The organism is Mesorhizobium sp. BR1-1-13 (assembly GCF_020165515.1).
Lineage (GTDB): Bacteria > Pseudomonadota > Alphaproteobacteria > Rhizobiales > Rhizobiaceae > Mesorhizobium.
Map to the genome: position 1 here is coordinate 135,185 of NZ_JAIUIH010000003.1, position 24,402 is coordinate 159,586.

24 protein-coding genes, 1 tRNA gene and 1 pseudogene are annotated in these 24,402 nt (G+C 62.1%); 16 read left to right on the forward strand and 10 right to left on the reverse strand.

Features of this window, described 5'->3' with window-relative positions:
• The first annotated feature begins 61 nt into the window (after positions 1-61).
• Complete coding sequence (locus tag LB533_RS08235; protein ID WP_140522099.1) at positions 62-355, forward strand: DUF2218 domain-containing protein; 294 nt, start codon at positions 62-64, stop codon at positions 353-355.
• Positions 356-386: 31 nt separating this feature from the next.
• Here the strand turns inward: LB533_RS08235 and LB533_RS08240 are convergent, their stop codons facing one another.
• Together LB533_RS08240 and ilvA are read right to left on the reverse strand one after the other, a co-directional pair.
• Positions 387-941 carry a DUF1697 domain-containing protein gene (locus LB533_RS08240; protein ID WP_140637956.1) on the reverse strand — a complete coding sequence of 185 codons (555 nt, stop codon included), beginning with the start codon at positions 939-941 and terminating at the stop codon, positions 387-389.
• Positions 938-2,193, reverse strand: a pseudogene (gene ilvA, locus LB533_RS08245) (threonine ammonia-lyase IlvA). The gene LB533_RS08240 and the pseudogene ilvA overlap by 4 nt, the downstream one beginning before the upstream one ends.
• Positions 2,194-2,599: 406 nt before the next feature.
• On the opposite strand from ilvA, the gene LB533_RS08250 reads away from it, so the two are divergent.
• A complete protein-coding gene (locus tag LB533_RS08250) occupies positions 2,600-3,673 on the forward strand; it encodes an alpha/beta hydrolase (RefSeq protein ID WP_140637954.1) in 1,074 nt (357 codons plus the stop codon).
• A 141-nt stretch (positions 3,674-3,814) separates the two neighbouring features.
• Positions 3,815-4,975, forward strand: a complete 1,161-nt coding sequence (locus tag LB533_RS08255; RefSeq protein WP_140637953.1) for an alpha/beta hydrolase — start codon at positions 3,815-3,817, stop codon at positions 4,973-4,975.
• Positions 4,976-4,996: 21 nt separating this feature from the next.
• Here LB533_RS08255 and ade read toward each other — a convergent pair whose 3' ends face one another.
• Positions 4,997-6,808: an adenine deaminase gene (gene ade, locus LB533_RS08260; RefSeq protein ID WP_140637952.1), complete on the reverse strand. Its 1,812-nt coding sequence runs from the start codon at positions 6,806-6,808 to the stop codon at positions 4,997-4,999.
• 188 nt (positions 6,809-6,996) lie between these two features.
• Here ade and LB533_RS08265 point away from each other — a divergent pair, with 188 nt between their 5' ends.
• A complete protein-coding gene (locus LB533_RS08265) occupies positions 6,997-7,662 on the forward strand; it encodes an outer membrane protein (RefSeq protein WP_140637951.1) in 666 nt (221 codons plus the stop codon).
• 615 nt (positions 7,663-8,277) lie between these two features.
• Entirely contained in the window at positions 8,278-8,568 is a 291-nt protein-coding gene (locus LB533_RS08270; RefSeq protein WP_140637950.1) for a hypothetical protein, read from the forward strand.
• A 198-nt stretch (positions 8,569-8,766) separates the two neighbouring features.
• Here the strand turns inward: LB533_RS08270 and LB533_RS08275 are convergent, their stop codons facing one another.
• A complete protein-coding gene (locus LB533_RS08275) occupies positions 8,767-9,009 on the reverse strand; it encodes a hypothetical protein (protein ID WP_140637949.1) in 243 nt (80 codons plus the stop codon).
• A gap of 29 nt (positions 9,010-9,038) precedes the next feature.
• Entirely contained in the window at positions 9,039-9,266 is a 228-nt protein-coding gene (locus LB533_RS08280) for a hypothetical protein (protein ID WP_140637948.1), read from the reverse strand.
• 311 nt (positions 9,267-9,577) lie between these two features.
• Between LB533_RS08280 and LB533_RS08285 the strand changes: the two genes are divergently transcribed.
• Positions 9,578-9,877 (forward strand): DUF1236 domain-containing protein, encoded by a 300-nt coding sequence (locus tag LB533_RS08285; protein WP_140638308.1) that lies wholly within the window; start codon positions 9,578-9,580, stop codon positions 9,875-9,877.
• Positions 9,878-10,286: 409 nt separating this feature from the next.
• A tRNA-Leu gene (locus LB533_RS08290) sits at positions 10,287-10,372 on the forward strand.
• A gap of 39 nt (positions 10,373-10,411) precedes the next feature.
• Here LB533_RS08290 and LB533_RS08295 read toward each other — a convergent pair.
• Entirely contained in the window at positions 10,412-10,990 is a 579-nt protein-coding gene (locus LB533_RS08295) for an NUDIX domain-containing protein (RefSeq protein WP_140637947.1), read from the reverse strand.
• A gap of 153 nt (positions 10,991-11,143) precedes the next feature.
• On the opposite strand from LB533_RS08295, the gene LB533_RS08300 reads away from it, so the two are divergent.
• The 3 genes from LB533_RS08300 (at position 11,144) to LB533_RS08310 (ending at position 12,928) form a co-directional block, all read left to right on the forward strand.
• Positions 11,144-12,247, forward strand: a complete 1,104-nt coding sequence (locus LB533_RS08300; protein ID WP_140637946.1) for an NADH:flavin oxidoreductase/NADH oxidase — start codon at positions 11,144-11,146, stop codon at positions 12,245-12,247.
• Positions 12,248-12,378: 131 nt separating this feature from the next.
• Positions 12,379-12,657 (forward strand): DUF982 domain-containing protein, encoded by a 279-nt coding sequence (locus tag LB533_RS08305; RefSeq protein ID WP_032920128.1) that lies wholly within the window; start codon positions 12,379-12,381, stop codon positions 12,655-12,657.
• 31 nt (positions 12,658-12,688) lie between these two features.
• Positions 12,689-12,928, forward strand: a complete 240-nt coding sequence (locus LB533_RS08310; RefSeq protein ID WP_013895802.1) for a DUF2188 domain-containing protein — start codon at positions 12,689-12,691, stop codon at positions 12,926-12,928.
• A 106-nt stretch (positions 12,929-13,034) separates the two neighbouring features.
• On the opposite strand, the gene LB533_RS08315 is transcribed toward LB533_RS08310, so the two are convergent.
• Together LB533_RS08315 and wrbA are read right to left on the reverse strand one after the other, a co-directional pair.
• Positions 13,035-13,331 carry a hypothetical protein gene (locus LB533_RS08315; protein ID WP_140637945.1) on the reverse strand — a complete coding sequence of 99 codons (297 nt, stop codon included), beginning with the start codon at positions 13,329-13,331 and terminating at the stop codon, positions 13,035-13,037.
• 171 nt (positions 13,332-13,502) lie between these two features.
• The gene (gene wrbA, locus LB533_RS08320; protein ID WP_140637944.1) at positions 13,503-14,102 is read right to left on the reverse strand and encodes an NAD(P)H:quinone oxidoreductase type IV; all 600 of its coding nucleotides are present in this window, start codon (positions 14,100-14,102) and stop codon (positions 13,503-13,505) included.
• 173 nt (positions 14,103-14,275) lie between these two features.
• On the opposite strand from wrbA, the gene LB533_RS08325 reads away from it, so the two are divergent.
• From LB533_RS08325 to LB533_RS08350, 6 genes are all read left to right on the forward strand, one after another.
• Positions 14,276-15,019, forward strand: coding sequence for a competence/damage-inducible protein A (locus tag LB533_RS08325; protein ID WP_140637943.1), 744 nt, complete (start codon positions 14,276-14,278; stop codon positions 15,017-15,019).
• Positions 15,020-15,100: 81 nt separating this feature from the next.
• Entirely contained in the window at positions 15,101-15,934 is an 834-nt protein-coding gene (locus tag LB533_RS08330) for a universal stress protein (RefSeq protein WP_140637942.1), read from the forward strand.
• Between the two features lie 114 nt (positions 15,935-16,048).
• Positions 16,049-16,549 carry a xanthine phosphoribosyltransferase gene (gene gpt, locus LB533_RS08335; RefSeq protein ID WP_140493737.1) on the forward strand — a complete coding sequence of 167 codons (501 nt, stop codon included), beginning with the start codon at positions 16,049-16,051 and terminating at the stop codon, positions 16,547-16,549.
• Positions 16,550-16,757: 208 nt separating this feature from the next.
• On the forward strand, positions 16,758-17,246 hold the full coding sequence (locus LB533_RS08340; RefSeq protein ID WP_140637941.1) for an NUDIX hydrolase: 489 nt from the start codon (positions 16,758-16,760) through the stop codon (positions 17,244-17,246).
• Positions 17,247-17,354: 108 nt separating this feature from the next.
• Positions 17,355-17,660 carry a PilZ domain-containing protein gene (locus LB533_RS08345; RefSeq protein ID WP_140637940.1) on the forward strand — a complete coding sequence of 102 codons (306 nt, stop codon included), beginning with the start codon at positions 17,355-17,357 and terminating at the stop codon, positions 17,658-17,660.
• A gap of 676 nt (positions 17,661-18,336) precedes the next feature.
• The gene (locus LB533_RS08350; RefSeq protein ID WP_224677007.1) at positions 18,337-22,104 is read left to right on the forward strand and encodes a vitamin B12-dependent ribonucleotide reductase; all 3,768 of its coding nucleotides are present in this window, start codon (positions 18,337-18,339) and stop codon (positions 22,102-22,104) included.
• Between the two features lie 170 nt (positions 22,105-22,274).
• Here the strand turns inward: LB533_RS08350 and LB533_RS08355 are convergent, their stop codons facing one another.
• The gene (locus LB533_RS08355) at positions 22,275-23,339 is read right to left on the reverse strand and encodes a GH25 family lysozyme (RefSeq protein ID WP_140637938.1); all 1,065 of its coding nucleotides are present in this window, start codon (positions 23,337-23,339) and stop codon (positions 22,275-22,277) included.
• A 151-nt stretch (positions 23,340-23,490) separates the two neighbouring features.
• On the reverse strand, positions 23,491-24,282 hold the full coding sequence (locus LB533_RS08360) for a phosphodiester glycosidase family protein (protein ID WP_140637937.1): 792 nt from the start codon (positions 24,280-24,282) through the stop codon (positions 23,491-23,493).
• Between the last annotated feature and the right edge of the window lie 120 nt (positions 24,283-24,402).

The following is a 24,402-nucleotide window of genomic DNA, read 5'->3' on the forward strand; positions in this document are numbered from 1 at the left end:
CGATAGCGCCCGCCTCGAAAGCGGGCGCCGTTTCGTGCGTTTCACCCTCGGAGATCCCTTCATGACGATCAGCCATGCCGATGTCACCACCGCACATGCAAGCCGTTATCTGCAGCAATTGTGCAAACATTGGGCCCACAAATTCCCCGTGGAATTCGATCCCAACCATGGCGCCATCGACCTTTCGCTCGGCCGCACCATCATGGATGCCGATGGAGCTGCGCTGCACATCACCGTATCGAGCGACGACCCCGGCTCTATCGAGCGCCTTGAAAGCGTCGTCGCCGACCACATCAAACGCTTTGCGTTTCGCGAGGAGCTGACGTTCGACTGGAAACGCGCCGAGGCGGCATAGGCTCTTCTTTGCGCATTACGGCAGGCATCAATCAGCCGCCGCCGGACTTGCCGGCCATCTCCAGCAGCGCCAGCACCGAGCGCCAGTTGCGGGCAGTGCCCGGTACCTTCAGCGTGCGTGGAATGAGATTGGCAAACACCGATTTGCCCAGTCCGTCGGGTGCATGCAGGTAAAGCACGTCGCCCTTGATCTCGAACCGCTCCGGACCCGTACATCTTTCGGCCAGCCGTGCCACCTCCTCGGCGGTCGGCGCGCGCTCCAGCGCATACGCGTGCAGCTTTGTCGGCTCCTCGGCAATCTCCGGATAGGGATTTTCCCTGACCAGCCGTTCGACCCAGCCGAGATCGCGCACCATGATGCGCGAATGGAACCCCCATTTCTTCTCGAAGGCTGCCTCGATCTCTTTCGTCAGCGTGGCAGCGTCCCCCTTCTCCGACCGAAACACGGCATTGCCGCTCTGCACGTAGGTGGCGACGTCGCAAAAGCCGAGATCCTCGAAGAATGCCCGCAAGTCCGCCATCCTGACGATGCGGTTGCCGCCGACATTGATGCCTGAAAACAGGGCGATGAAGACGTTTCCACTCATATGATGAACCCGGCCAATGTCTCGTTGTCCGTGATATCCTGATGCTGGACGCCTTCGGCCTCGAAATTCGCTTTCAGCAGGTCGAAATTGCGGCGATCCTTGGTTTCGATGCCGATCAGAACCGAGCCGAAATTGCGTGCCGACTTCTTCAGATATTCGAAGCGGGCGATGTCGTCGTCCGGCCCAAGCATTTCAAGGAAGTCACGCAGCGCGCCCGGCCGCTGCGGAAAGCGAATGATGAAGTATTTCTTCAGGCCTTCGAAGCGCAGTGCCCGTTCCTTGACGTCCGGCAGCCGTTCGAAATCGAAATTGCCGCCCGAAACCACGGCCACGATGGTCTTGCCGCGGATTTCCTTCCTGGAAAAATCCTTCAGCGCATCGATAGCCAGCGCGCCGGCCGGCTCCAGCACCACGCCCTCGACATTGAGCATCTCGATCATGGTCGCGCAGAGCCGGTTTTCCGGGATCAGCCGCACCGTCTCGGCGGCGAAGTCCTTGAGGTGCCGCAGGGGCTCACGGCCGATTTCGGCGACCGCCGCGCCGTCGACGAAATTGTCGACCTTGGCGAGTTTGAGTCGTTTTCCCGCCGCAAGGCTCTCGCGCAGGCTTGGCGCCCCTGCCGGTTCGCAAAAGACGAAGCGCGCCTCACGCCCCTGATCGGCGAAGTAGTGCGTCACCCCTGCGGCCAGACCTCCGCCACCGACCGGCAGCACGACAATGTCGGGCATGCCGCGCCGGGCATCTGGTCGGCGATCTCATAGGCGACCGTCGCCTGTCCCTCGATGATGTCCTTGTGGTCGAAGGGCGGCACCATATGAGCGCCGGCGCTTTCTGTGAATTCAATGGCGGCGCGATAGCAATCGTCGAAGAAATCGCCGATCAGCCTGATCTCGACGAAGTCGCCGCCGAACAGCCGCGTCTTGTCGATCTTCTGCTGCGGCGTCGTCACCGGCATGAACACAACGCCCTTTTTGCCGAAATGGCGGCAGACGAAGGCAAAACCCTGCGCATGGTTGCCTGCGGAAGCGCAGACGAACAGTTCGGCATGGTTGCCCTCGCCCAGAGCCTTGCGGAAGAAGTTGAAGGCGCCGCGGATCTTGTAGGAGCGCACCGGGCTCAGATCCTCGCGCTTCAAAAATACCCGCGCGCCGGTCTTCTTCGACAGATAATCGTTCTCCTGCAGCGGCGTTTCCGGAAAGATCCGGCGGATGGCGGAAGCAGCGGTGGCAACGCGGGAAGAGAAGCTGGTCATCGGGGCCACCTTGAACGCATGTCGTTTGGGAATGTCTATCATCGATTGACCACGGAACGACCGTTTGTCGCGAGCCTTGCCGCCGAGCAACCCGATTCCGTCTATTGCACAGGCGGCCCCGTGAAACCATTGCCCGGTCACTCATGTTCCCAAGTCGTCGGCGTTTCGTGATATATTTGCCGTTAGTTGGGGATGGTTGTTCATGTAATTCTTGAAATCCATGCGGGTGCCAAGGCCCGTCGGGGCCCGTCCTGATGCCAGTCTGGCTTTCGTGCAACACTGCGGCGGCGGTCGCCGTACGCCGACCGCTTTTCGGCTGGACACGACTTACTTCCGCCGCACTTGCCCTGTCGGGGGAGACTTGTGGAGGCGATTGGCCTTTTCGGGCCGGAGTGGAATTTCAGACGTGCCGTTGAAGACGATTTTTGCCATTGGCCTAGCCTTGCTTGTCGCGGGCTGCGCGGGACAGCAGACCCAGGAACTGCTCGGCAGCGCCATCGTGGCAGCGCCGGTGACCGAGATCGCCGGCAATCACAGCATCTTCATCGCCACCACGCGCAAGAAATCCGACGATCCGAACAAGGTCTTCGACGGCGAGCGATCGGCCACGCTGAACTACGCCCGCGTCAACGTCACCGTGCCCGGCATCCACCAGACCGGGCAGATCGAACGCCGCTCGCGCGGCAAGTCGAACGATCCGGCCAAGTATTTCATGGCCTCCGAGGTCGTCGGCTACGACACCCAGCCGAAATTCGCCAGTGCGCTGAGTGCTGACATCGCGGCGCGCGGCGACCGCGTCATGGTCTTCGTCCATGGCTACAACACCGGCTTCGACGACGCCGTTTACCGCCTGACCCAGATCGTCCACGATTCCGGCTATCCCGGCACGCCCGTGCTGTTTTCCTGGGCATCCGGCGCCAAGACTACCGACTATGTCTACGACAAGGAAAGCGCCAGCGCCGCGCGCGACCAGCTCGAAGTGACGTTGCGCATGCTGGCGCAGACCGGCGCGCGGCGCATCGATATCGTCGCCCATTCGATGGGAACCTGGGTGACCATGGAGACGCTGCGCCAGCTCGCAATCACCGGCGACCGTGATCTCGGCGGCAAGCTCGGCGACGTCGTGCTCGCATCGCCCGACATCGATGTCGACGTGTTCAAGAGCCAGATGCGCCGCTATGGCAAACCCAACAAGCCGTTCATCCTGTTGTTGTCCGATGATGACCGCGCGCTCCGGCTCTCTGGCCTGATCGCCGGCGCGCGGCCGCGCGTCGGCGACTACAAGGACGCCGCCGACCTTGCATCCTACGGCGTAACCGTCGTCGACCTCTCCAAGATCAAGGGAGCGGACAGTTTCAACCATACGAAATTCGCCGACAATCCCGCGCTGGTGAAGATGATCGGCCAACGGCTGCGCGAAGACGATGGATTTGCCAGCGACCGCGACGTGACCGACCGCATCAGCCTGCTCGGGCAATAGATGCATTGCCGCGGCTTGGCGTGGCCCGCTTGGCCTTGCGAAGGTGCCGACCAACTTTGAACTGGACCGCGCCGGCCTCTGGCCTTATCGAAATATCCAGCGACGTCACGCGTTGACGTCCTCCTTTGCGGGAGCCGGCGTGTGACGGTGCATTCGAAGAGTTTCGTCGTCATTGCGTTCGCGCTGCTGGTCGCAGGCTGCGCCGGCCGAAACACGCACGATCTGCTGAACAGGACTATGGTTGCCGTACCCGCGTCCGACATCGCGGCCACCCACGAGATATTCGTCGCCACCACCCGCCAGAAGGCGACGAAGGACCCGCGGCAGGTGTTCGACGGCGATCGCTCCTTGACCACCAGCTTCGCCCGGGTCGACGTCACCGTGCCGAAAAGCCACAAGGTCGGCATGATCGAGCGTGTCCGAGGGTCTGCCAACAGCAATCCAGCCAAGGACTTCACCGCCAAGGATGTCGCGTTCTATGCGGATGCGCCGCAATTCGCCAAGGCGGTCGGTGCCGACATCGCCATGCGCGGCGACCGTGCGCTGGTTTTCGTGCACGGGTTCAACAATGGTTTCGACGACGGCATCTACCGGCTGACGCAGATCGCGCACGACACGAAATATCCGGGCACGCCGGTGCTGTTCTCCTGGGCTTCGAGCGGCAAGACGACGGGCTACATCTACGACAAGGAGAGCGCCAACGCGGCGCGTGACGACCTCGAGGCAACGCTCAGGATGCTGGCAAAGACGCGGGCCAAGAGCATCGACATCGTCGCCCATTCGATGGGAACATGGGTGACCATGGAGGCGCTGCGCCAGCTTGCCATCACCGGCGACCGCGATCTCCACGGCAAGCTTGGTTATGTCATCTTGGCCTCGCCCGACATCGACGTCGACGTGTTCAAGAAACAGATGATCCGCTACGGCAAGCCGGACAAACCCTTCGCCATCCTGCTTTCCGCGGACGACCGGGCACTCAAATTGTCTTCCCTGATCTCGGGCGACAAGCCCCGCGTCGGCGACTATGGTGACGCGGCCGATCTCGCCAGCTATGGCGTGTCTGTGGTCGATCTCAGCCAGACCAAGGGTGGCGACCGGCTGAACCACGCCAAATTCGCCGACAATCCGATCCTGGTTCAGTTGCTCGGCGACCGGCTGCGGGCCCCGGCCGGCCTGGCGTCGGACGAACCCCCAGTGCAGCTCAACAACCTCGGCCAGGGCCTTGGCAAGGCCGTCGGCTCGGTTGCCGAGATCGTCATCACCACGCCGTTCAAGGTGTTGACGATCGCCACCGGCGGATGAGCGAAGCGACCGCAACTGCTCTTACACGAAGAGGTCGACCTTCTGGAAGGTCGTCACGTCTATCAGGCCGACATCGGAAATCCTGAGCTCCGGAATGACGACCAGCGCCAGCAGCGAGTGCTGCATGTAGGCGTTGTTCAGCGAGCAGCCCATCTGGCGCATGGCCTCGGTCAGTTTGTCGGCCTTGGCCGCGACGATTTCGGCCCGCTCGTCCGACATCAGCCCGGCGATCGGCATTTCGACCAATGCCAGTTCCTTACCCTTGGAAAACAGCACGACGCCGCCACCGACCTCGCCCAGTCGGTTGACCGCAAGCGCCATATCCCGCTTGTTGGTGCCGACGACGATGATGTGGTGGGCATCATGCGCGACGCTCGACGCCATCGCGCAATCGCCGATGTAGCCGAAGCCGGAGACAAAGGCATTGGTGATGCCGCCGGTACCCTTGTGACGCTCGACCAGTGCGATCTGGCAGATGTCGTTGCGGCGATCCATGGCGACCAGCCCGTCCTCGACGGCGAGATCCGCTTCCAGCGCCCGCGTCGGTGCCTGATTTTCGATGACCCCGATGACCCTGACGCGCACCTCGTTGGCGCCCTTGGGTGCCGCGACGTCGAAATCCGCGGCTTTGAGTTTCTTGCCAAGCTTGACCGTATTCTTCGCAGTCTCCGGATAATCGTAGGCCGGAATATCGATGTCGAGCTTGCCGCCCTTGGCCAGCCTGACGCCGCGCGCATAGACCTCGTCTATGGCCATTGCAGCGAGATCCGAGACAATCAGAAGATCGGCCAGCCGCCCCGGCGCGATCGATCCGATCTCGCGCTCCAGCCGGAAATGCTGAGCGGTGTTGAGCGTCGCCATCTGGATCGCTGTCACCGGTTTTAAGCCCTGGCTGATGGCGTGGCGGACCACGCGGTCCATATGCCCCTGGTGAACCAAGGTGCCGGAATGGCTGTCGTCGGTGCACAGGATGAAATTGCGCGGATCGATGCCGCCCTCGGTGACCGCCTTGATCTGCGAGGCGACGTCGTACCAGGCCGAGCCCAGCCTGAGCATCGCCTTCATGCCCTGGCGCACGCGTGCGATGGCATCCTCGGCGCGCGTGCCCTCATGGTCGTCCTCCGGGCCGCCGGCGACATAGCCGTGGAACGGCAGGCCGAGATCGCGCGAGGCATAATGGCCGCCGACCGTCTTGCCCGCCTTCACCGTAGCGGCGATCTCGCCCGACATCACCGGATCGTTGGCGGCGACGCCCGGGAAATTCATCACTTCGCCCAGCCCGATGATGTTTTCCCAGGTCATCGCTTCCGCCACGTCGGCGACCGTCAGCTCGGCGCCGGCATGTTCGAGCCCGGGGGCCGAGGGCACGCAGGACGGCATCTGGACATGCACGTTGATCGGCATGGCGACGGCCTCGTCATGCATCAGCCGCACGCCGGGCAGGCCGAGCACATTGGCGATCTCGTGCGGATCGATAAACATGGAGGTGGTGCCGTGCGGAATGACGGCGCGGCAGAACTCGGTCACCGTCACCATGCCGCTCTCGACATGCATGTGCGCGTCACAGAGGCCGGGCACCAGATAGCGTCCGCCGGCATCGACCACCTTGGTGCTCTGCCCGATCGCGTGGCCGGCATTCGGCCCGCAATAGGCGAAGCGCCCGCCGGCAATGGCGATGTCGGTGCCGGCTATGATCTCGCCTGAGTGAACATTGACCCAGCGGCCGTTGCGGATGACGAGGTCAGCGGGTTTCCTGCCCATGGCGACATCGACCAGATGCGTCGCCATTTCAGTCCATGGTCTGGGTTTGCTGCCCGACGGCGTGTTCGCCATGAAGCGACTCCTGTTTGCTCGACTGTGCCAAGCCGCCACGGTTTTGGCCAGCCTCACACTTTCTCCCGATTGTTCCAAGACCCGACGCAGAGAGCGTAAATCAGCCGCACAGAAATGCGATTCCGTTTTGCCGCAAATCGGGTTAGCGTGCCAGCCAGGATCTTCCAGCTCTTCGTTCGGGGAGTTCGATGCGTCGGCTAATGCTTGCAAGTGTCGGTTTTCTTGCCGCTCTGGCCGCACCGGCTTTCGCAGCCGAACCTGTGGCCGATGTGCCGATGACCGCGCCCGGTTTCGACTGGACCGGCTACTATGCCGGCCTGCAAGGCGGTTATGGCTGGGGCAGTTCGGACATTTCGGGAACCGAGGGCGAGCCGTTTGCCGCCTCGCCAGACCTCGACGGCGGTTTCGTCGGTGGCCATGTCGCCGGTCTGTGGCAATTCGACCAAGCGGTGCTCGGCGCCGAAGCAGAGCTCAACTATTCCTCGGCAAAGGGCGCCGAAGAACTGGGTGCGGGAAATCTGCTCGGCACGGATGTCAAGTGGTTCGGTTCCATCAATGCCAAGGCCGGCTATGCGATGGACCGGTTCCTGATCTACGGCATCGGCGGCATCGCCTTTGCCGGCATCGAAACCTCGCAAGATGCCGGTACCTTGTTCGACAACACGCGAACCAGCATAGGCTGGACGGTTGGCGCCGGCGTCGATTATGCGCTGACCGACAGGTTCGTCGTCGGGGCGCAGTATCGCTACTATGATTTCAGCAAGGAGCATTTCGATGCGCCGGACGATTTTCTCGATCGCGACCAGAATGTGAAGCTGAATACGGTCGGCATCAATCTGAGCTACAAGTTCTGAGCCCATCGCCACGTCCGGTCAACGGACAGGATCATGCTCGATCTCGCATGGTCCGCGACTGCAATTCTACGGCAATTCCAAGGACTGAGGGGCCGGCGTCCCCAGTGGGCGGGGGGATGGGTTGGGCCCGGTAGACGCCGGCCTAGACGGATCAGATCCGCCGCGCAAACACCGTATCATTGCCCGCGGCGCGCGGAATTGCGTGATCGCACCAGTATCACCATGCCCGCTTGTCTGAAAGCGACCGGCGCAGGAGCTGATGCCGCGTGTCGTCATGTTCCCTGCGTGCGAACATCGAAGAGTCGCATCGGGAAAACAGCCGTCGAGTGGCAAGCGCGACGAAGGTCCAAGTAAATCCGCAAGACCTTGGTCCGAATATCTGCGGCAGAGGTCCGATCAGCTCCCCTGCGAGGAACGTACTGGCATTCCTCCCATTTGTTTGATGGGTGCAGCAACGGTCCCTTCATGCGCCCATGAGAGCAGGGGTCACCAATCAACTCCGACCCAACCCGTTGGCGGCCCCTGCTCATTCCGCTGCAAAAGCCCAAATCGAGATTTCTTGCGACTTTGGCTGTTGTGAACGTATCCGAGGGACCGGGAAGATGGAGAACACTTATGAAAGCGATTCTGTTGACAAGTGCCATGGCGCTCATTTTCGTCGCAATGCCGGTTGTCGCGTCGGCGGCAGAGGCCGATGTCGTCATCAAGACCCACCGCCATCATCACCGCCATGTCGCGGTAATCAACGATCAGGGCCAGCGCCTCCATCATCGACGTCACGGCACCGTGGCCTTCTATGATCATGGTCGTCGGCATCATAGCCACGACACCGTCGTTGTTACGGGCTCAATCGAACGTCGCCACCATCGGCATCACCCAGCGGTGATCGACGATCGCGACTACTAATGCATGTTGCCCAAAGCGATCTGAAGCGCGTCGCATGAATTCCTTCAACGCGGCGCGCTTTTGATGTCCTGCCGCCAACCCGGGCTAGCGGAAGCCAAGTCTAACGAAAAACCAGGATCGCTCAACGAAGACGCGACCACCGGCAGCCAGATTTGCCACACGATGGGCCTCGAGGGCACCCCGGCTCAAGCTGCTCGTTCAAGAGGGCAAGAGTAAAAAATAAACACCGGCGACCAGTGTCGATGTCAAGCAAATCGCCATCAGCACGACCACCTTGGCAGCGAGGCGCTCAGCTTTCGCGCAAAGCACGTCGGCGAAGTCGTCGCTCTGGACAATGTCCAAGAGCGACTCGGTGGGAATATCGGCGCCAGCCATCTGATTGTCGTTAGCAGGAATCTCGGTACGGACGTGGCCATCAACTTTGATGGAACCAGGGGTCATGCTTTGCCTCATGATGCGTCGGATTGACATCAACCGCCGTTCGACGGCGCGGCTGGTGCTGCCGGCTTCGCCGGTGCGGGCGCGGAAGGCGCCTCGACCTTGGGAACGTCAACTTTGACGTCAATGTTTTTCCCCCCACCACCAAGATTTATCACGCCCGTAAAGATGAGCAGGACAACAATCGCGACAATTGCTAGAACTACCGCCACAGCAGTGCCGCCGCCGCCAGAATTTACCACAGTAGGGCCGTCGGCCATGATCAGTCTCCTTTTGAACATTAGTAGCAAACGCAACGCACGTTTCTGGGGAGCAGTTCCATTGCGGGGCTTAGGTCCTATTGAACATGCGACCAAAGTCAAATGACAGGACGCAAAGGGCCCAAACCCACCGTTGTTCGGAACTCATGGGTTTGAATGCAATTTGCCTGACAGGTCGTTCGAACGAGATCCCCTTGTCGGCGGCCAAGTTGGGCGCCTGCCAACTCCTGGCGATCTTGGGCGCGCCACTTCGTCTAGCGCAAAAGACTCGCGAGCGCTTCGCGCCAAGCTCAAAGAAGAAAGGAAGCAACATGAGAACCGATCTTACAGCCGTCGCAGCGGGAGTTTTGCTACTTGCCGGCATCGGCGCCGCCGCGGCACAGGACGTGGTCATTCAGCCGCAGGACGAGACAGTCATACAGGAGTACGTCAAGAAAGAGCCTCTGGCCTCAGTCAAGGTTCCCGGCGTGGAACTGAATGTCGGGACCGCTCTGCCCGACACGGTCGAACTCCATGAGGTTCCGAACGTCAAATATCGCTACGTTGTCGTGGACAATCGCACGGTTATCGTGGATCCCGGCACCCGCAAGATCGTAAAGATCATCAAGTAAGCGATTGAGCGCACGGTTCGCCGCTTCGGGCGGCGGACCGTGGCAACATCCAGCCGAGAGACCTGTGGAGGACGGCGCGCCTCGTTGCGCGCTCCCCGAGCCGCCGCTTAAAAGACCCCGACCGGTCCGGTGCACCTGCAGGCGCGGTTCGCGTATCTCCTCCACCTCATGCGCCGTCATCATCTGAAAACTCCCTGTTCCCCATGCCGCATCCCCTGCCCTTCGATGCAGTTCGGTGCAACACTTGACGCCGGTCATGATAGAGGCGTTGAGCGCCTGCCGGCTTGGACGAAAAAGATCGGCAAATCGGGTACAGGGGAATAAAACAGACCATGTTTTGCACAACGCTTTTTCGGGACTACATGACGCCGATTGACGAGACCGCCTAAGTAGTTGAAACGAAACGGGCGCGGACGTGGCGGAATTGGTAGACGCAAGGGACTTAAAATCCCTCGATCTCTGATCGTACGGGTTCGATTCCCGTCGTCCGCACCACCCTTCGCTCTTCTCGCTTCGGGGTGGCAGGCCACCCGCTCAGCCGACAATCGGGTTCAGCTTCAGATGCTGGATCAGAATAATGGTTTTGGCGTCGATGATGCGGCCGTCGGCGATGCCGGCAAGGGCCTCGTCGAGCGGCATTTCCAGCACTTCGATGTCCTCGCCTTCGTCTGCTGCGCCGCCGCCGGCCGAAATGCGGTCGGCGGGCGAATAGAGGGCGGTGAAGAACCAGAGCCGCTCTGTGACGCTGCCCGGGCTCATATACGGCGAGAACAGCCGCTCCACATGGTTCAGCCGATAGCCGAGCTCTTCCTCCGCCTCCTTGCGGATGCAGGTCTCCGGATCGTTTTCGTCGAGCAATCCCGCGCAGGCCTCGACCAGCGGCTCGCGGTGGCCGGTGACATAGGCAGGATAGCGGAACTGGCGCACCAGGAGCACGGTCGAACGCTGGGGATCATAGGGCAGGATCACCGCGCCATCGCCGCGATCGTAAGTCTGGCGGATTTGTGTCTCCCATTGTCCGTCGCGGCGACGGTAGTCGAGGACGGTCTTCTTCAGAACCGCCCAGTCGTCGGATAGGATTTCTTCAGAACGGATGCGTATACGATCTTCCATCGGCGGCCTCCACGTTATCCGGGAGGCGTAGCCGCGAACCGGCGTTCACGCAATCGGGGCGGCGGTTGGTCCAGCAAGCGTTTCACTCTCTCGTGTGTGGCATGGCGGCGATCGATTGCCTAAATAGCGCATCCTGTTCCCGGAGTTTCGTTGATGACCACATCGCTTTTCCAGCCGATCACGCTCGATGGCTTGAGCTTTCCCAACCGCATCGCCGTCGCGCCGATGTGCCAGTATTCGGCCGAAGACGGCTCGGCGAGCGACTGGCATCTCCACCACTGGATGAACCTCGCAATGTCCGGCGCCGGCATGGTCACGGTCGAGATGACCGATGTCGAGCGGCGTGGCCGCATCAGCCATGGCTGCCTTGGCCTCTATTCCGAAGACAATGAAGCCGCTGCGCGCCGCGCCCTGGACGCAGCAAGGCGCGTGGCCGCACCCGGCACCAAATTCGGCACTCAGCTTGCCCATGCCGGCCGCAAGGCCTCGAACCGCAAGCCCTGGGAGGGCGGCGGACCGCTGCAGCCGAACGAGGATCCCTGGCAGACCGTCTCGGCCTCGGCAATCGCCTACGATACCGGCTGGAACGTGCCGCGGGCGCTGGAGGACGAGGAGATCCTGCTGCTCATCGAGCGGTTCGCCGAGGCGGCAAGACGGGCTGAACGCGCGGGCTTCGACTTTATCGAGCTGCATGCAGCGCACGGCTATCTGATCTTCCAGTTCCTGTCGCCACTCTCCAACCAACGCGCGGACCGCTGGGGCGGCTCGCTGGAAAACCGCATGCGTCTTGTGGTCGAGATCGCCAAGGCGGTGAAAAAGGCAGCGCCAAAACTGATGCTGGGCGCCCGGCTGTCGGTCAAGGATTGGGTCGATGGCGGTTTCGACGTCGAGGATGCGATCGAAGTGGCGAAAGCGCTGAAGGCCGAAGGCGTCGCTTATCTCTGTTGCTCGAGCGGCGGCAATTCGCCCTTGCAGAAACTGCCCTCCGGCCCCGGCTACCAGGTGCATCTGGCGGAAGCCGTGCGCAGGGGCGCCGGCATCCCTACCCGCGCGGTCGGTCTGATCGATGATCCCAAGCAGGCCGAGGCGATCATCGCCGAAGGCCGCGCCGACATGGTGGCGCTGGCGCGCGCCTTCCTCGCCGACCCGCGCTGGGGATGGCGAGCCGCCGCCACATTCAGCGAGACGATCCATCCGGCGCCGCAGCTCGCGCGCTCGGTGACGACGATGCAGCACTGGATGAAGGCGACGGGCTGAACGGCCCTTCCGAGAAGGGCGGAACGCGTCGTCGGATGACCGCCGAAATAGAGCTTCCAAGGAGGTCTGGGGCGTTTGGGCGCAGGCTGAGGACACGGTTGCAACCAAATTGACTGCTTTGCGTTGCGCCCATGATGGACAACAAGCCTTTTGAAACACCGGTCGTGGTCGAACTCGGCCATGTCGGCAAATATCGCCATATCCGCAGCACCCAGGAGGCGGCGGAATGCCTGATGACGGTTTGGCCGCTCAATCGCGGCCCTCGTCATCGTGATGCTCTCGACACTTGCCTCAAAGTGCTGGAAGGTTATCGTTCGACAGCGGATGCGCGCCGGGCACTTATCGAAGCCGCCAGGGAATCGGAAGTGCTGGTGCCAGACGACAAGCTGTCCGACGACCGGCTGCATTGAGCGGACGGACCTTTAAACCGGAGGTTTTTTGATGGCGAAGCTGACTTACAAGATCGTCGAGCATGACGGCGGCTGGGCCTACAAGGTCGGAGCGACGTTCTCGGAGACGTTTCCCACGCATCAGGACGCGTTGCGGGCCGCCGAGATCGCTTCGGCCGAGCAGCAGGTCGCTGGGTCGACTGACGGCATTCAGTACGAGGATGCCGAGGGCAAATGGCATGAGGAACTGGCTGATGGACGCGACCGGCCGCAGACCGAGGTTTCCGACTGATCTTTCAGCCCAAAGCCCGATCGCCCCAATGGCCGGCTGCCCCGGAGCGCCGACCGAGGACGTAGGAGAGAAAACGTCCTACGGTCAGCAGGGAGCCTACGGCTGATTATTTGCCGCAGTACTGGTCATTGACGTTGCCCTGAGCATTGGCGTCCGGACCTGGAGTGTTGTGAGCACATGGGCCCATCCCACCGGTATTGCCTTGGGTGCTCAATCCGGAGCCGTATGCGTTGATGCTGCCGGTGGTGCTCTGGTCGATGGCTGATGAATCGTCATTGCCGAACAGCGACCAATTGTTCCCCCAATTGTCATGGTTGTAGTACCTGCCGTCCGTCGACTGCGCCATCGCCGATGTGGCAAGACCGGCCGTCAGAACGAATGCCGCAAGAAGTTTTTTGTACATTGGATCACTCCGTTTTGTCTTCGTCGCCTTGGGTGCGACACGGGGCAAACCAGTCATCAGCCGAATGGTTCCTTGAATTCCTTGTGAAGCATCGGTGAAGCGACGATCCACGGCGTGGACCACAAGCATCGCAAGCAGGAGTAACGCCGCCAGGCGCCGGCGGCACAACGATCAGCCGTGCAGCTTCGCGGCGATTTCGGCGACGCGCCCGCCCTGGAACTTCGCGCCTTCGAGTTCCTGCGCAGAAGGCTGGCGCGAACCGTCGCTATCGCTTGTGGTGGTCATGCCGTAGGGCGCCCCGCCACGCACGACATCGTTGCCCATCTGAGCCTGATAGGCATAGGACAGGGGAACGATGATCATGCCGTGGTGCTGAAGCATGGCCTGGGTGCTGATCAGCGCTAGTTCCGCGCCGCCGTGCTGGGTCGCGGTCGAAGACATCACCGAGCCGATCTTGTTGACCAGCGCGCCCTTGACCCATAGTGGGCCGGTCTGGTCGAAGAAGTTCTTCAGTTGCGCGCACATCATTCCGTAACGCGTCGAGGCGCCGACGATGATCGCGTCATAGTCGCGCAGTTCCAACGGGCTGGCGATCGCCGCTTCCTGGTCGAGCTTGTAGTGGGCTGCCTTGGCGACCGCTTCGGGCACAAGTTCGGCGACGCGCTTGATGGTCACCTCGGCACCGGCTTCGCTTGCGCCTTCGGCTGCGGCCTTGGCCATCTGCTCCATGTGACCCCAGCTCGAGTAGTAGAGAACAAGTACTTTCGCCATTTGCGTCTCCTTGACGTGATGATCCTCGGCCGCCCGGCCACGCCAGGGCACTTAGGGCGCGGATATTCGGGGAATACCGCGTATGCGGGCACAGTTTGTTCACCGGTCGGGTGGCATTGCCGCTGGCCGCGTGCCGCGCTATTTCAGGCGACCCGTTTTTGCCGGAGCCATCGATGTCCGAAATCGTTACCGCCGCCATGCTCGTCATTGGCGATGAGATCCTGTCCGGCCGGACCAAGGACAGGAATATCGGCCATCTGGCTGACATCATGACGGCCATCGGCATCGACCTGAAGGAAGTGCGCATCGTTCCCGATGAGGAAGACGAGATTGTCGCAGCGGTAAATGCAGTGCGGGCCCGCTATACCTATGTGTTCACAACCGGCGGCATTGGCCCGACCCATGATGACATCACAGCTGATTCGATTGCCAAGGCCTTCGGAGTGCCGTGCGAATACGATGCCAAGGCCTATGCCCTGCTGGAAGCAAGCTATGCCGCTCGCGGCATCGAATACACCGAGGCCCGCAAGCGCATGGCCCGGATGCCGCGCGGCGCCGACCATATCGACAATCCGGTGTCGGTCGCGCCCGGATTCCGCATCGGCAATGTCCACGTCATGGCGGGTGTGCCCTCGATCTTCCAGGCCATGCTCGACAATGTCGTGCCGACGCTGAAAGCCGGCACGAAAATGCTGTCGGCGGCGGTGCATTGCCCGTTCGGCGAAGGTCTCGTCGGCGGGCCGCTGGGCGATATCCAGAAAGCGCATCCGGATACGATCATCGGCTCCTACCCGAAATACGGCGACGGTAAGTTCTGGACCGAACTGGTGGTTCGTGCCCGCAGCCAGCAGGCCCTGGACGCCGCGCGCGCCGATGTCGAGGCGATGGTGGCCGGCTTTGCCAGCAGCGCGAGCTGACCCGGTCCAGGCCGGAACCAAGCACAACGCTGCGACGTTTCCTTGCCGCGGGCGGATCGCTCGCAAAATGAGGGGATCACGATGCGCTTCAAGACGATCGTCGCCATTCTGCAGAACGAGCAGGACGCAGAGCGCGTACTCGACTTCGCCATTCCGCTTGCAAACCGCTTCCAGAGCCATCTGATCGGCATCCACGCTGAAGCGCTTCCGGTGCCCTACACCTCGGCCACCGGCTTCCCCGACACCGAGTTCCTGCAGGTTTCGGCCGACATGAACCGCGAACGGGCCGAAAAGCTGCGGGCCGCGTTTCTCAGGCATATCGAGAATTCCGGCCTCTCCTTCGAATGGCATAGCCTGGAGAGTTTTTCCGGCGACAGCGCCTTGACCGGCATTTCAAGCGTGCGTGCCGCCGACTTGATAATCGCCGCCCAGCGCGAGACGGGCGGCGATGCGAGCGCCGACGTCGACACGCTGGTCTACGACGCCGGACGGCCGGTGCTGGTGGTGCCGCACCTGGGCCCACTGATCACCACTTTCAAGCGTGTGCTGCTTGCCTGGAACGGCAGCAAGGAGGCCGCACGCGCCGCCTTCGATGCGCTGCCCTTCATCATTGAGGCCGAGAAAACCGACATTCTGGTCATCGATCCGCCGGACACGCTCGATGAACGCCCCGAGGCCGCTGGAGCGGAAATCGCTTCCGCTTTGTCGCGTCATGGCGCCACCGTGAGCGTCTCGGTGCAGAGGTCGGGCGGCACCTCGGTCGACGAGATAATCCAGACCAGGATCGCGGAGACCGGCGCCGATCTATTGGTCCTTGGCGCCTACAGCCACTCGTGGCTTCGCCAGCTCCTGTTCGGCGGAGTGACGCGCTCCGTGCTGCGCACCGCGCCGGTAGCGGCTTTCCTGTCGCGGTAAGTCCACAATGATCGCTTGCGGTCGCTCTTGCCAAGCGCGAGGTTTTCCAGTTACTTCCGCGCGCATTCCCCTGTTTTCTGCGCGCGACCGCGCGTGCTGCGGAGTGCGCGAAAAATGTCCCTTCCCGAAAAAGCCTTTCCGGTCTCGTGGGATCAGTTCCACCGCGATGCGCGCGCGCTTGCCTGGCGGCTTGCCGGCACCAACAAGGCGCAATGGAAAGCCATCGTCTGCATCACGCGCGGCGGGCTGGTGCCGGCGGCGATCATCTCGCGGGAGCTCGGCATCCGCGTTATCGAGACGGTCTGCGTCGCCTCCTATCATGACTACAGCAGCCAGGGGCAGCTGCAGGTGCTGAAGGAGGTCACGCCGGCCCTGCTCGCCGACGACGGCGCGGGCGTGCTGATCATCGACGACCTGACCGACACCGGAAAGACGGCGGGCATCGTGCGCGCCATGATGCCGAAGGCGCATTTCGCCACCGTCTACGCCAAGCCGAAGGGGCGGCCGCTGGTCGATACTTTCGTCACCGAGGTCAGTCAGGATACCTGGATTTATTTTCCCTGGGATATGGGCTTCACCTACCAGAAGCCGATCGCCGACGATCACGCCGGCTGATTCGCGGCAAGCAACCTGCTGCAATCGAGCCGCAGGGAAGTCTCATCCACTAGGCAAAGGGGTCTCGCGAGGCAGGCTGGCGCGCGGAAATCGGCGTCTATTGGCGAAATCGGCCATCCTAATGAAAGTTTTTACTTTTATTGCCGATAATTAGCCGTAAGATTCGTGAGACGGCAAACGATTCTGGAGGCTGGGGCTAGCTTCTCCGATGCTGACGAGGCCAACGACGCACAACCATCTGGCCGAAAGGGTCCGGCGACTCTTCGGCACCGCGCCGTGCCGTCTGCAGGTAGCCGCCCTGCCCTGGCGTGAAAGCGGAAACAGCGTCGAGATCATGCTGATTACCAGCCGCGACACCGGCCGCTGGGTGCTTCCGAAGGGCTGGCCTGAGGCCAGGGAGCCGCTTTGCGAAGCCGCGGCGCGCGAGGCTGTCGAGGAAGCCGGACTGCGCGGGACGATCTCGCATCTCGAGGCCGGCCGCTATTTCTACGCCAAGGCCCTGGCCTCCGGCGAGGAGGTGCCATGCGAGGTATTGGTGTTCCCGCTGCATGTCGACAAGGTCGCCGACCATTGGAAGGAAAAACGCTCCCGCACCCGCAAATGGGTCAGTTCGAGCGAAGCAGTGCGCATGGTCAACGAACCGGATCTTTGCCAGATCATCGCTTATTTCTGCGCCGACCCGCGCCGGTTTGCCTGAACCGGGACCGGCCGCGCCACCAAGCAGCTCGGACGGGCGCGCCTGCCGGCGTGAATGCTTTTCTAATGAAGACGTCATAGGATCTCATCCGATCCTGGCGTTTCACCGATGACAAATCCCGCAAATCCCAATCCAGAGCGATCCGATGAGCACAAGCGCGAGCATCGCCAGCGCGTGCTCAAGGGCGGCACGATCATCACGGGCATCTCGAATTCGGAAGTTGGCTGCACGCTGCGCAATCAAAATGAAGGTGGCGCCGAACTCAAGGTTCCGCCCGAAGCAAGGATTCCGGATCATTTCCTTCTCTATGTGCCCGTCGACGGCATCGGCTATCGATTCGAAGTCCGCTGGCGCCGCAACGGCCGGATCGGGGTGCACTTCACTGGAACCGAGCCGAAGCCCAGGACGCATTAGGGCTGATCCGCGACGCCGGATGGGCCAGATGGTCTGTGTCTGGATCACGCCCCGGAGCCGTCGCGGAGCCTGACAAGCGCGTCTTTGTCCGCTCGGCCGGCGGCTACCGCGGCAGCTCCATTCTGTCCCCGTTATCCACATGTGTGACACACAAGATGTTGGGGTCACAAAACCTACGCAAACGAATCCTTGACGGCGCAAAACGAGTCGCCTTTTATAGGCCATGCGCTCCTGTTGAGAGCGCGACCGGAAAGTTCTGAGCCCGGTCATTTTCCCGGATTATGTGCGTTTTTTCCCGCATTTCCGCCTGTTTACGAGGCCGGCGGAAGCGTTGGGATGTGGGGGTCGTGGGACAGCGAAAGGGAGAATTGTCGGGCTGGAAAAAATGATCTGTTAACACTATATTTAGTGTTTGCAGGCAGGCTCGACGCTAGATAGTGTGAACTTCCCTCGATTGAGGGAATCGAAAAATTCAGTTTTGAGGGACCCGCGTGGTCGGCTGGCAGCCTCGGCAAAGTGCCCGGCAAGGCGTTTGGCCGTCCGCTGCTGCGGCGCCCGCGACGAGGAGATGCCGGCATCGTTCGAAATGCCGGCAAACGGCGGACTGCGCGTTTCACCTTTGGGGGCAGAAATCCCTTGGGAAAAGCGCTATATATAGACAAAAGGGACCGGACCAATGCGCATCGAGCGTCGTTTCACCAGACAGGGACAATCGGCTTACGCGGAGATCGAATTCCGCAAGGCGCTCTCCGAGATCAAGAATCCGGATGGCTCGGTGGTGTTCCGCTTGGACAATATCGACGTGCCGGCGCAGTTCTCGCAGGTCGCCGCCGACATCCTGGCTCAGAAATATTTCCGCAAGGCTGGCGTCCCCGCGCGGCTGAAGAAGGTCGAGGAGAACGATGTCCCCTCCTTCCTGTGGCGCTCCGTCGCCGACGAGGCGGAATTGGCCAAGCTGCCGGAAGCCGAGCGCTACGGGTCCGAGATCGATGCCCGCCAGGTGTTCGACCGGTTGGCCGGCACCTGGACCTATTGGGGTTGGAAGGGCGGCTATTTCAAGTCGGAGGAAGACGCGCGCGCCTTCCGCGACGAGCTTGCCTACATGCTGGCCACCCAGCGCGTGGCGCCGAACTCGCCCCAATGGTTCAACACCGGTCTCCACTGGGCCTATGGCATAGACGGCCCGAGCCAGGGCCACTTCTATGTCGACCCATTCACCGGCAAGCTGACCAAGTCGAAATCCTCCTACGAGCACCCGCAGCCGCATGCCTGCTTCATCCAGGGCGTGCAGGACGATCTCGTCAATGAGGGCGGCATCATGGATTTGTGGGTGCGCGAGGCGCGCCTGTTCAAATATGGCTCGGGCACCGGCTCCAATTTCTCGCTGCTGCGCGGCGAAGGCGAAAAGCTGTCCGGCGGCGGCCGTTCGTCCGGCCTGATGAGCTTCCTCAAGATCGGCGATCGCGCTGCGGGCGCTATCAAGTCGGGCGGCACGACGCGCCGCGCCGCCAAGATGGTCATCGTCGACGCCGATCACCCCGACATCGAGGAATTCATCGATTGGAAGGTCAATGAAGAGCAGAAGGTCGCCTCGCTGGTGACCGGCTCCAAGATCGTCAAGAAGCATCTCGAAGCGATCATGAAGGCCTGCGTCAACTGCGAAGGCCATGACGACGACTGCTTCGACCCCGCCATCAACACGGCGCTGAAGCGCGAGATCAAGGCGGCCAAGAAGGACGCGGTGCCGGAGAACTACATCTACCGCGTCATCCAGTTCGCCAGGCAGGGCTACACCTCGATGTCGTTCAAGACTTACGACACCGACTGGGATTCCGATGCCTACCTCACCGTGTCGGGCCAGAACTCCAACAATTCGGTGTCGCTGAAGGACAATTTCCTGCGCGCCGTCGAGGATGATGCCGACTGGCATCTCACCGCCCGCAAGGACGGCAAGGTGCTGAAGACGCTGAAGGCCAGGGATCTCTGGGAAAAGATCGGCTACGCCGCCTGGGCATCCGCCGATCCGGGCCTGCACTTCAACACGACGATGAACGACTGGCACACCTGCGCGTCCGCCGGTGCGATCCGGGCCTCCAACCCGTGCTCGGAATACATGTTCCTCGACGACACAGCTTGCAACCTGGCCTCGATCAATCTGCTGCCCTACCGCAACACCGACGGCACGATCGACATCGCGGCCTACGAGCACACGGTGCGGCTGTGGACCATGGTTCTCGAAATCTCGGTGATGATGGCGCAGTTCCCGTCGAAGGAGATCGCCAAGCTTTCCTACGACTACCGCACGCTCGGCCTCGGCTACGCCAATATCGGTGGCCTGTTGATGACGTCGGGCATTCCCTATGATTCCGACGAGGGCCGCGCCATCTGCGCCGCGCTGACCGCCGTCATGACCGGCGTCGCCTACGCCACCTCGGCCGAGATGGCGTCCGAACTCGGCGCCTTCCCCGACTACGACCGCAACGCGCAGAACATGCTGCGCGTGATGCGCAATCATCGCCGCGCCGCCTATGGCGACAAGGACGGCTACGAGAAGCTGGCCGTCAACCCTGTGCCGCTGGTCGCCTCCGACCTCAAGCAGCAGGAGCTGGCGACGCATGCCAAGGCTGCCTGGGACCGCGCCATCGAGCTCGGCGAGGAGCACGGCTATCGCAACGCCCAGGCGACCGTGATCGCGCCGACCGGCACGATCGGGCTGGTCATGGATTGCGACACCACAGGCATCGAACCCGACTTCGCGCTGGTGAAGTTCAAGAAGCTCGCCGGCGGCGGCTATTTCAAGATCATCAACCGCGCCGTGCCGGAAGCGCTGCGCACGCTGGGCTATTCGGAAAGCCAGATCGCCGAGATCGAGGCCTACGCCGTCGGCCACGGAAATCTCAACCAGGCGCCCGGCATCAATCCCGGCTCGCTCAAGGCCAAGGGCTTCACCGACGACAAGATCGCGGCGCTGAATGCCGCGCTGAAGTCGGCCTTCGACATCAAGTTCGTCTTCAACCAGTGGACGCTCGGCGCCGACTGGGTGAAGGAGACCTTTGGCTTCACCGACGAGCAGCTCAACGACTTCTCGTTCGAGATGCTGCCGGCACTGGGCTTCTCCAGGAAGGACATCGAAGCCGCCAACATCCATGTCTGCGGTGCGATGACGCTTGAGGGAGCGCCCTTCCTCAAGGCCGAACACCTCCCCGTGTTCGACTGCGCCAGCCCCTGCGGCAAGATCGGCAAGCGCTCGCTGTCGATCAACAGCCACATCCAGATGATGGCGGCCGCACAGCCCTTCATTTCCGGCGCCATCTCCAAGACCATCAACATGCCGAACGACGCCACGGTGGAGGACGCCAAGAACGCCTACATGCTGTCGTGGAAGCTGGCGCTGAAGGCCAACGCGCTCTACCGCGACGGCTCGAAGCTGTCGCAGCCGCTCAATGCCTCGCTGCTCGCCGATGGCGAGGAGGACGAGGACGAGGCGATCGAACAACTGGTCGCCGCGCCCGCCGCGCAGCGTGCGGTGCAGGTCACCGAAAAGATCGTCGAGCGCGTCGTCGAGCGTCTCTACCGCGACCGCGAAAAACTGCCGAACCGCCGCAAGGGGTATACGCAGAAGGCGGTCGTCGGCGGCCACAAGGTCTACCTGCGGACCGGCGAGTTCGACGACGGGCGTCTCGGCGAGATTTTCATCGACATGCACAAGGAAGGCGCGGCCTTCCGCGCGATGATGAACAATTTTGCCATCGCCATCTCGCTCGGCCTGCAATATGGCGTGCCGCTGGAGGAATTTGTCGAAGCCTTCACCTTCACCAAGTTCGAGCCGGCCGGCATGGTGCAAGGTAATGACGCGATCAAGAACGCGACGTCAATCCTTGACTATGTGTTCCGCGAACTTGCGGTCTCTTATCTCAACCGCCACGACCTCGCCCATGTCGATCAGTCGGATTTCGACAAGACGGCGCTCGGTCGCGGCATCACCGAAGGCAAGGCGACACCCTTCTCCAAGGGGCTCTATCGCGGTGCCTCGCCGGTCAAGCTGGTGTCCGGCGCCGAACCGAAGGGATTTGGCGGCTCTGGTCCGGCTACGCCCCCTGCCCGCATGATGCCGACGGCATTCTCCGGGTCCAATGTGCTGGCGCTGAAGCCGGCGAGCGACGAGGCCATCGCCTACAAGCGCGACTATGAGGAACGCGCCAGGGAGCTGGTCGAGGACATCGCCGAGGAGGAAGCCGAGACTGAGGGCGCCGAAGGGCTGTTCTCTGACGCCGCGGCGCACGAGGCCGCGGAAGCCAAGGCACTCGCCGCCACCCGGCGCCAGCAATCGCTGATGCAGGGCTATACCGGCAACGAGTGCTCGGAGTGCCATAACTTCACCATGGTGCGGAACGGCACCTGCGAAAAATGCGACACCTGCGGCTCGACGAGCGGGTGCAGCTGAGAAATTTGAAATTTGAGACGCATCGGCCCGGTCGCAAGATCGGGCCGATTTGTTTCAATGTCTCGGACCGGGGCTGTGATCGACCACAATCGAAGTGAGGGACAACGAGAGGAGTAAGCTCTTCTACGAGCAGGCTTTCGCGCCGTTAGACTATGGCCTCTTCTTCGGCCTCAATCCGCGTCCGCCACCATCTGCCGGCTGCCGGCCCAGGCGCGCCATTGCCGCTCGTCGCCGTGGAAGACGTTGAGGTCGATGCGGCCCGTCACGCCGTGCGAAAGGCCCGAGCCGGAATACTGCCAGAACAGCCATTTGCGGCCGGGATAGACCTTTGAGGGATGCTGCGCCACGGCGCGGAGCCAGAACGGGTAATCGAGGAATTCGCCCCTGAGATTGTCGCGGTAGAAATCGGGCGCTGTGTAAATGATGGGCCGCTGGCCGTAATGGCGCTCCAGCTTGTCCATGAACACCTGCATCTTCTCCAGCACCTTTTCGCGCGACGGCCGCCGCTTGCAGCTGGATTCGCCGTTCCACTCCACGTCGATCACCGGCGGCAGGGCGCCGTCGACCTTCGGCACGTTGCGGATGAACCAGTCGGCCTGCTCGCCGGCCGTGCGGCACCAGTAGAAGAAATGATAGGCGCCGCGCTTCAGCCCGGCGGCATCGGCGTTGCGCCAGTTCTTCATAAACATCGGATCGAGATGGTCGCCGCCGTCGGTCGCCTTGATGTAGGCGAAGTTGGCCCCCTGGGCGCGCAGCTTCTCCCAGTTGACGTTGCCTTGCCAGCGCGACACGTCGACACCATGCACGGCAAGACGGCGTGGCGAGGAGCGGCCGAAATTGATCGGCTTGGCATCGCGAAAGCTGTAGCGCGTGACCGGTCCGGCCAGCATGGGCGGTGCTGCCCGCGACAAAAGCTTCGGCGGCGATACCAGCGCCGCCGGTTCGACGACCGGCGGCTCGATGCTGTCCGGCAGGTCGGGCGCCGGAAACGCCACCGTCTCTTCCTCCGTCAGGCCGAAAGGCCGGACACTCTCGTCCTCCGGCGTGGCTTCCGCCACTCTCCGCTCGGCCTTTCTCACGGGGACGGATGCGATCGGTGCGCTTGGCCGCACCACGGAGCTGGTGATCTCGTTCGACGGCCTCTGCATGTCCAGCGCGTCCACGCCGGATGTCGACGAACAGCCGGCAAGGCACAGCGATGCGATCACGAAACTGATGACGCCTGGTAACCGCATCTGGACCTGTACTCAAACACAACAGACCGAAGGCGACGGCCGACGGACAAACCAGTTCGAGTTATGAACGAGAAATTACCAATAAAGATTGAATCAAGTTTTTAAGCATGTTGGAGCGGCTACTGTGGAGAGCGCGATGCGCCGACGGCCGTCAGCCCGGATTCCTGAACACGCCGATCATCGGCCCCAGATTCCAGTAGTCGTCATTGCGGCCGATGGCCGGCGCGAGCAGGCTCGATATCGACCCGTCGAGGAACAGCGCATTGTCGCAGCCGAGTCCGTCGCGAAACAGGCGTGCGAATGCATGGAATGTCACCGTGCCATTCGAAATGGCGAAGACGGCGACACCGTCCCTTCGCACCCCGACACCGTCGCGCGTCTTGCGCGAGGTGCCGTCGGCCCGGAATTTCTGGTGCAATCGGCCGTCGATCACCAGCATCGGCCCGGACTGCGTGGCATAGTCGGTGGGCGGACGCTTCTTTAGGAAATCCCTTGTCGCGCGGACCGCGGCCTTGCCGTCGCTGATGTAGAAGATGCCATTGGGCTGGAGCGAAAAATTGCCGCTTCCCGAACCGACCTTCGCCGAGGCCAGCTCCTGCCCGCGCTCGACATACAGGCCGACCGGCGCGAGGTTTGGATGGTACATTCCGGCATTGATGGCGAACAGCATCGTGCGCCCGGCCCGCCGCTGGGCGTCGTCGAGATTGTGCAGCGATTGATAGGGCTTGCCGGCCGGGTCCTTCCAGAACAATTCGATCCGGTATCGTCTGGGATCGACCTCGCAGACCAGGTAGCTGGTGGCCTCGAAGACGAAATCGCGGCATGGCGGCAACGAAGCGAGCCATTGGCCTAACCCCATGCCGATCGCCGCTGCCGACGGCAGCGCGGTCTTGATCAGCGCCAGCAGCAAAGGCGCGGACTGCAGGATAGTCAGAAGATCCATGCGCGCACCGGATTACCAGTTCCAACGGGCGGCCGCCAGCACTCACCGGCACGAAGCAAGGTCGTCCCCAAGGGAGGATGGATCAAACGGCTAAGGTCGAAATGCGGCTGCCGACACAAG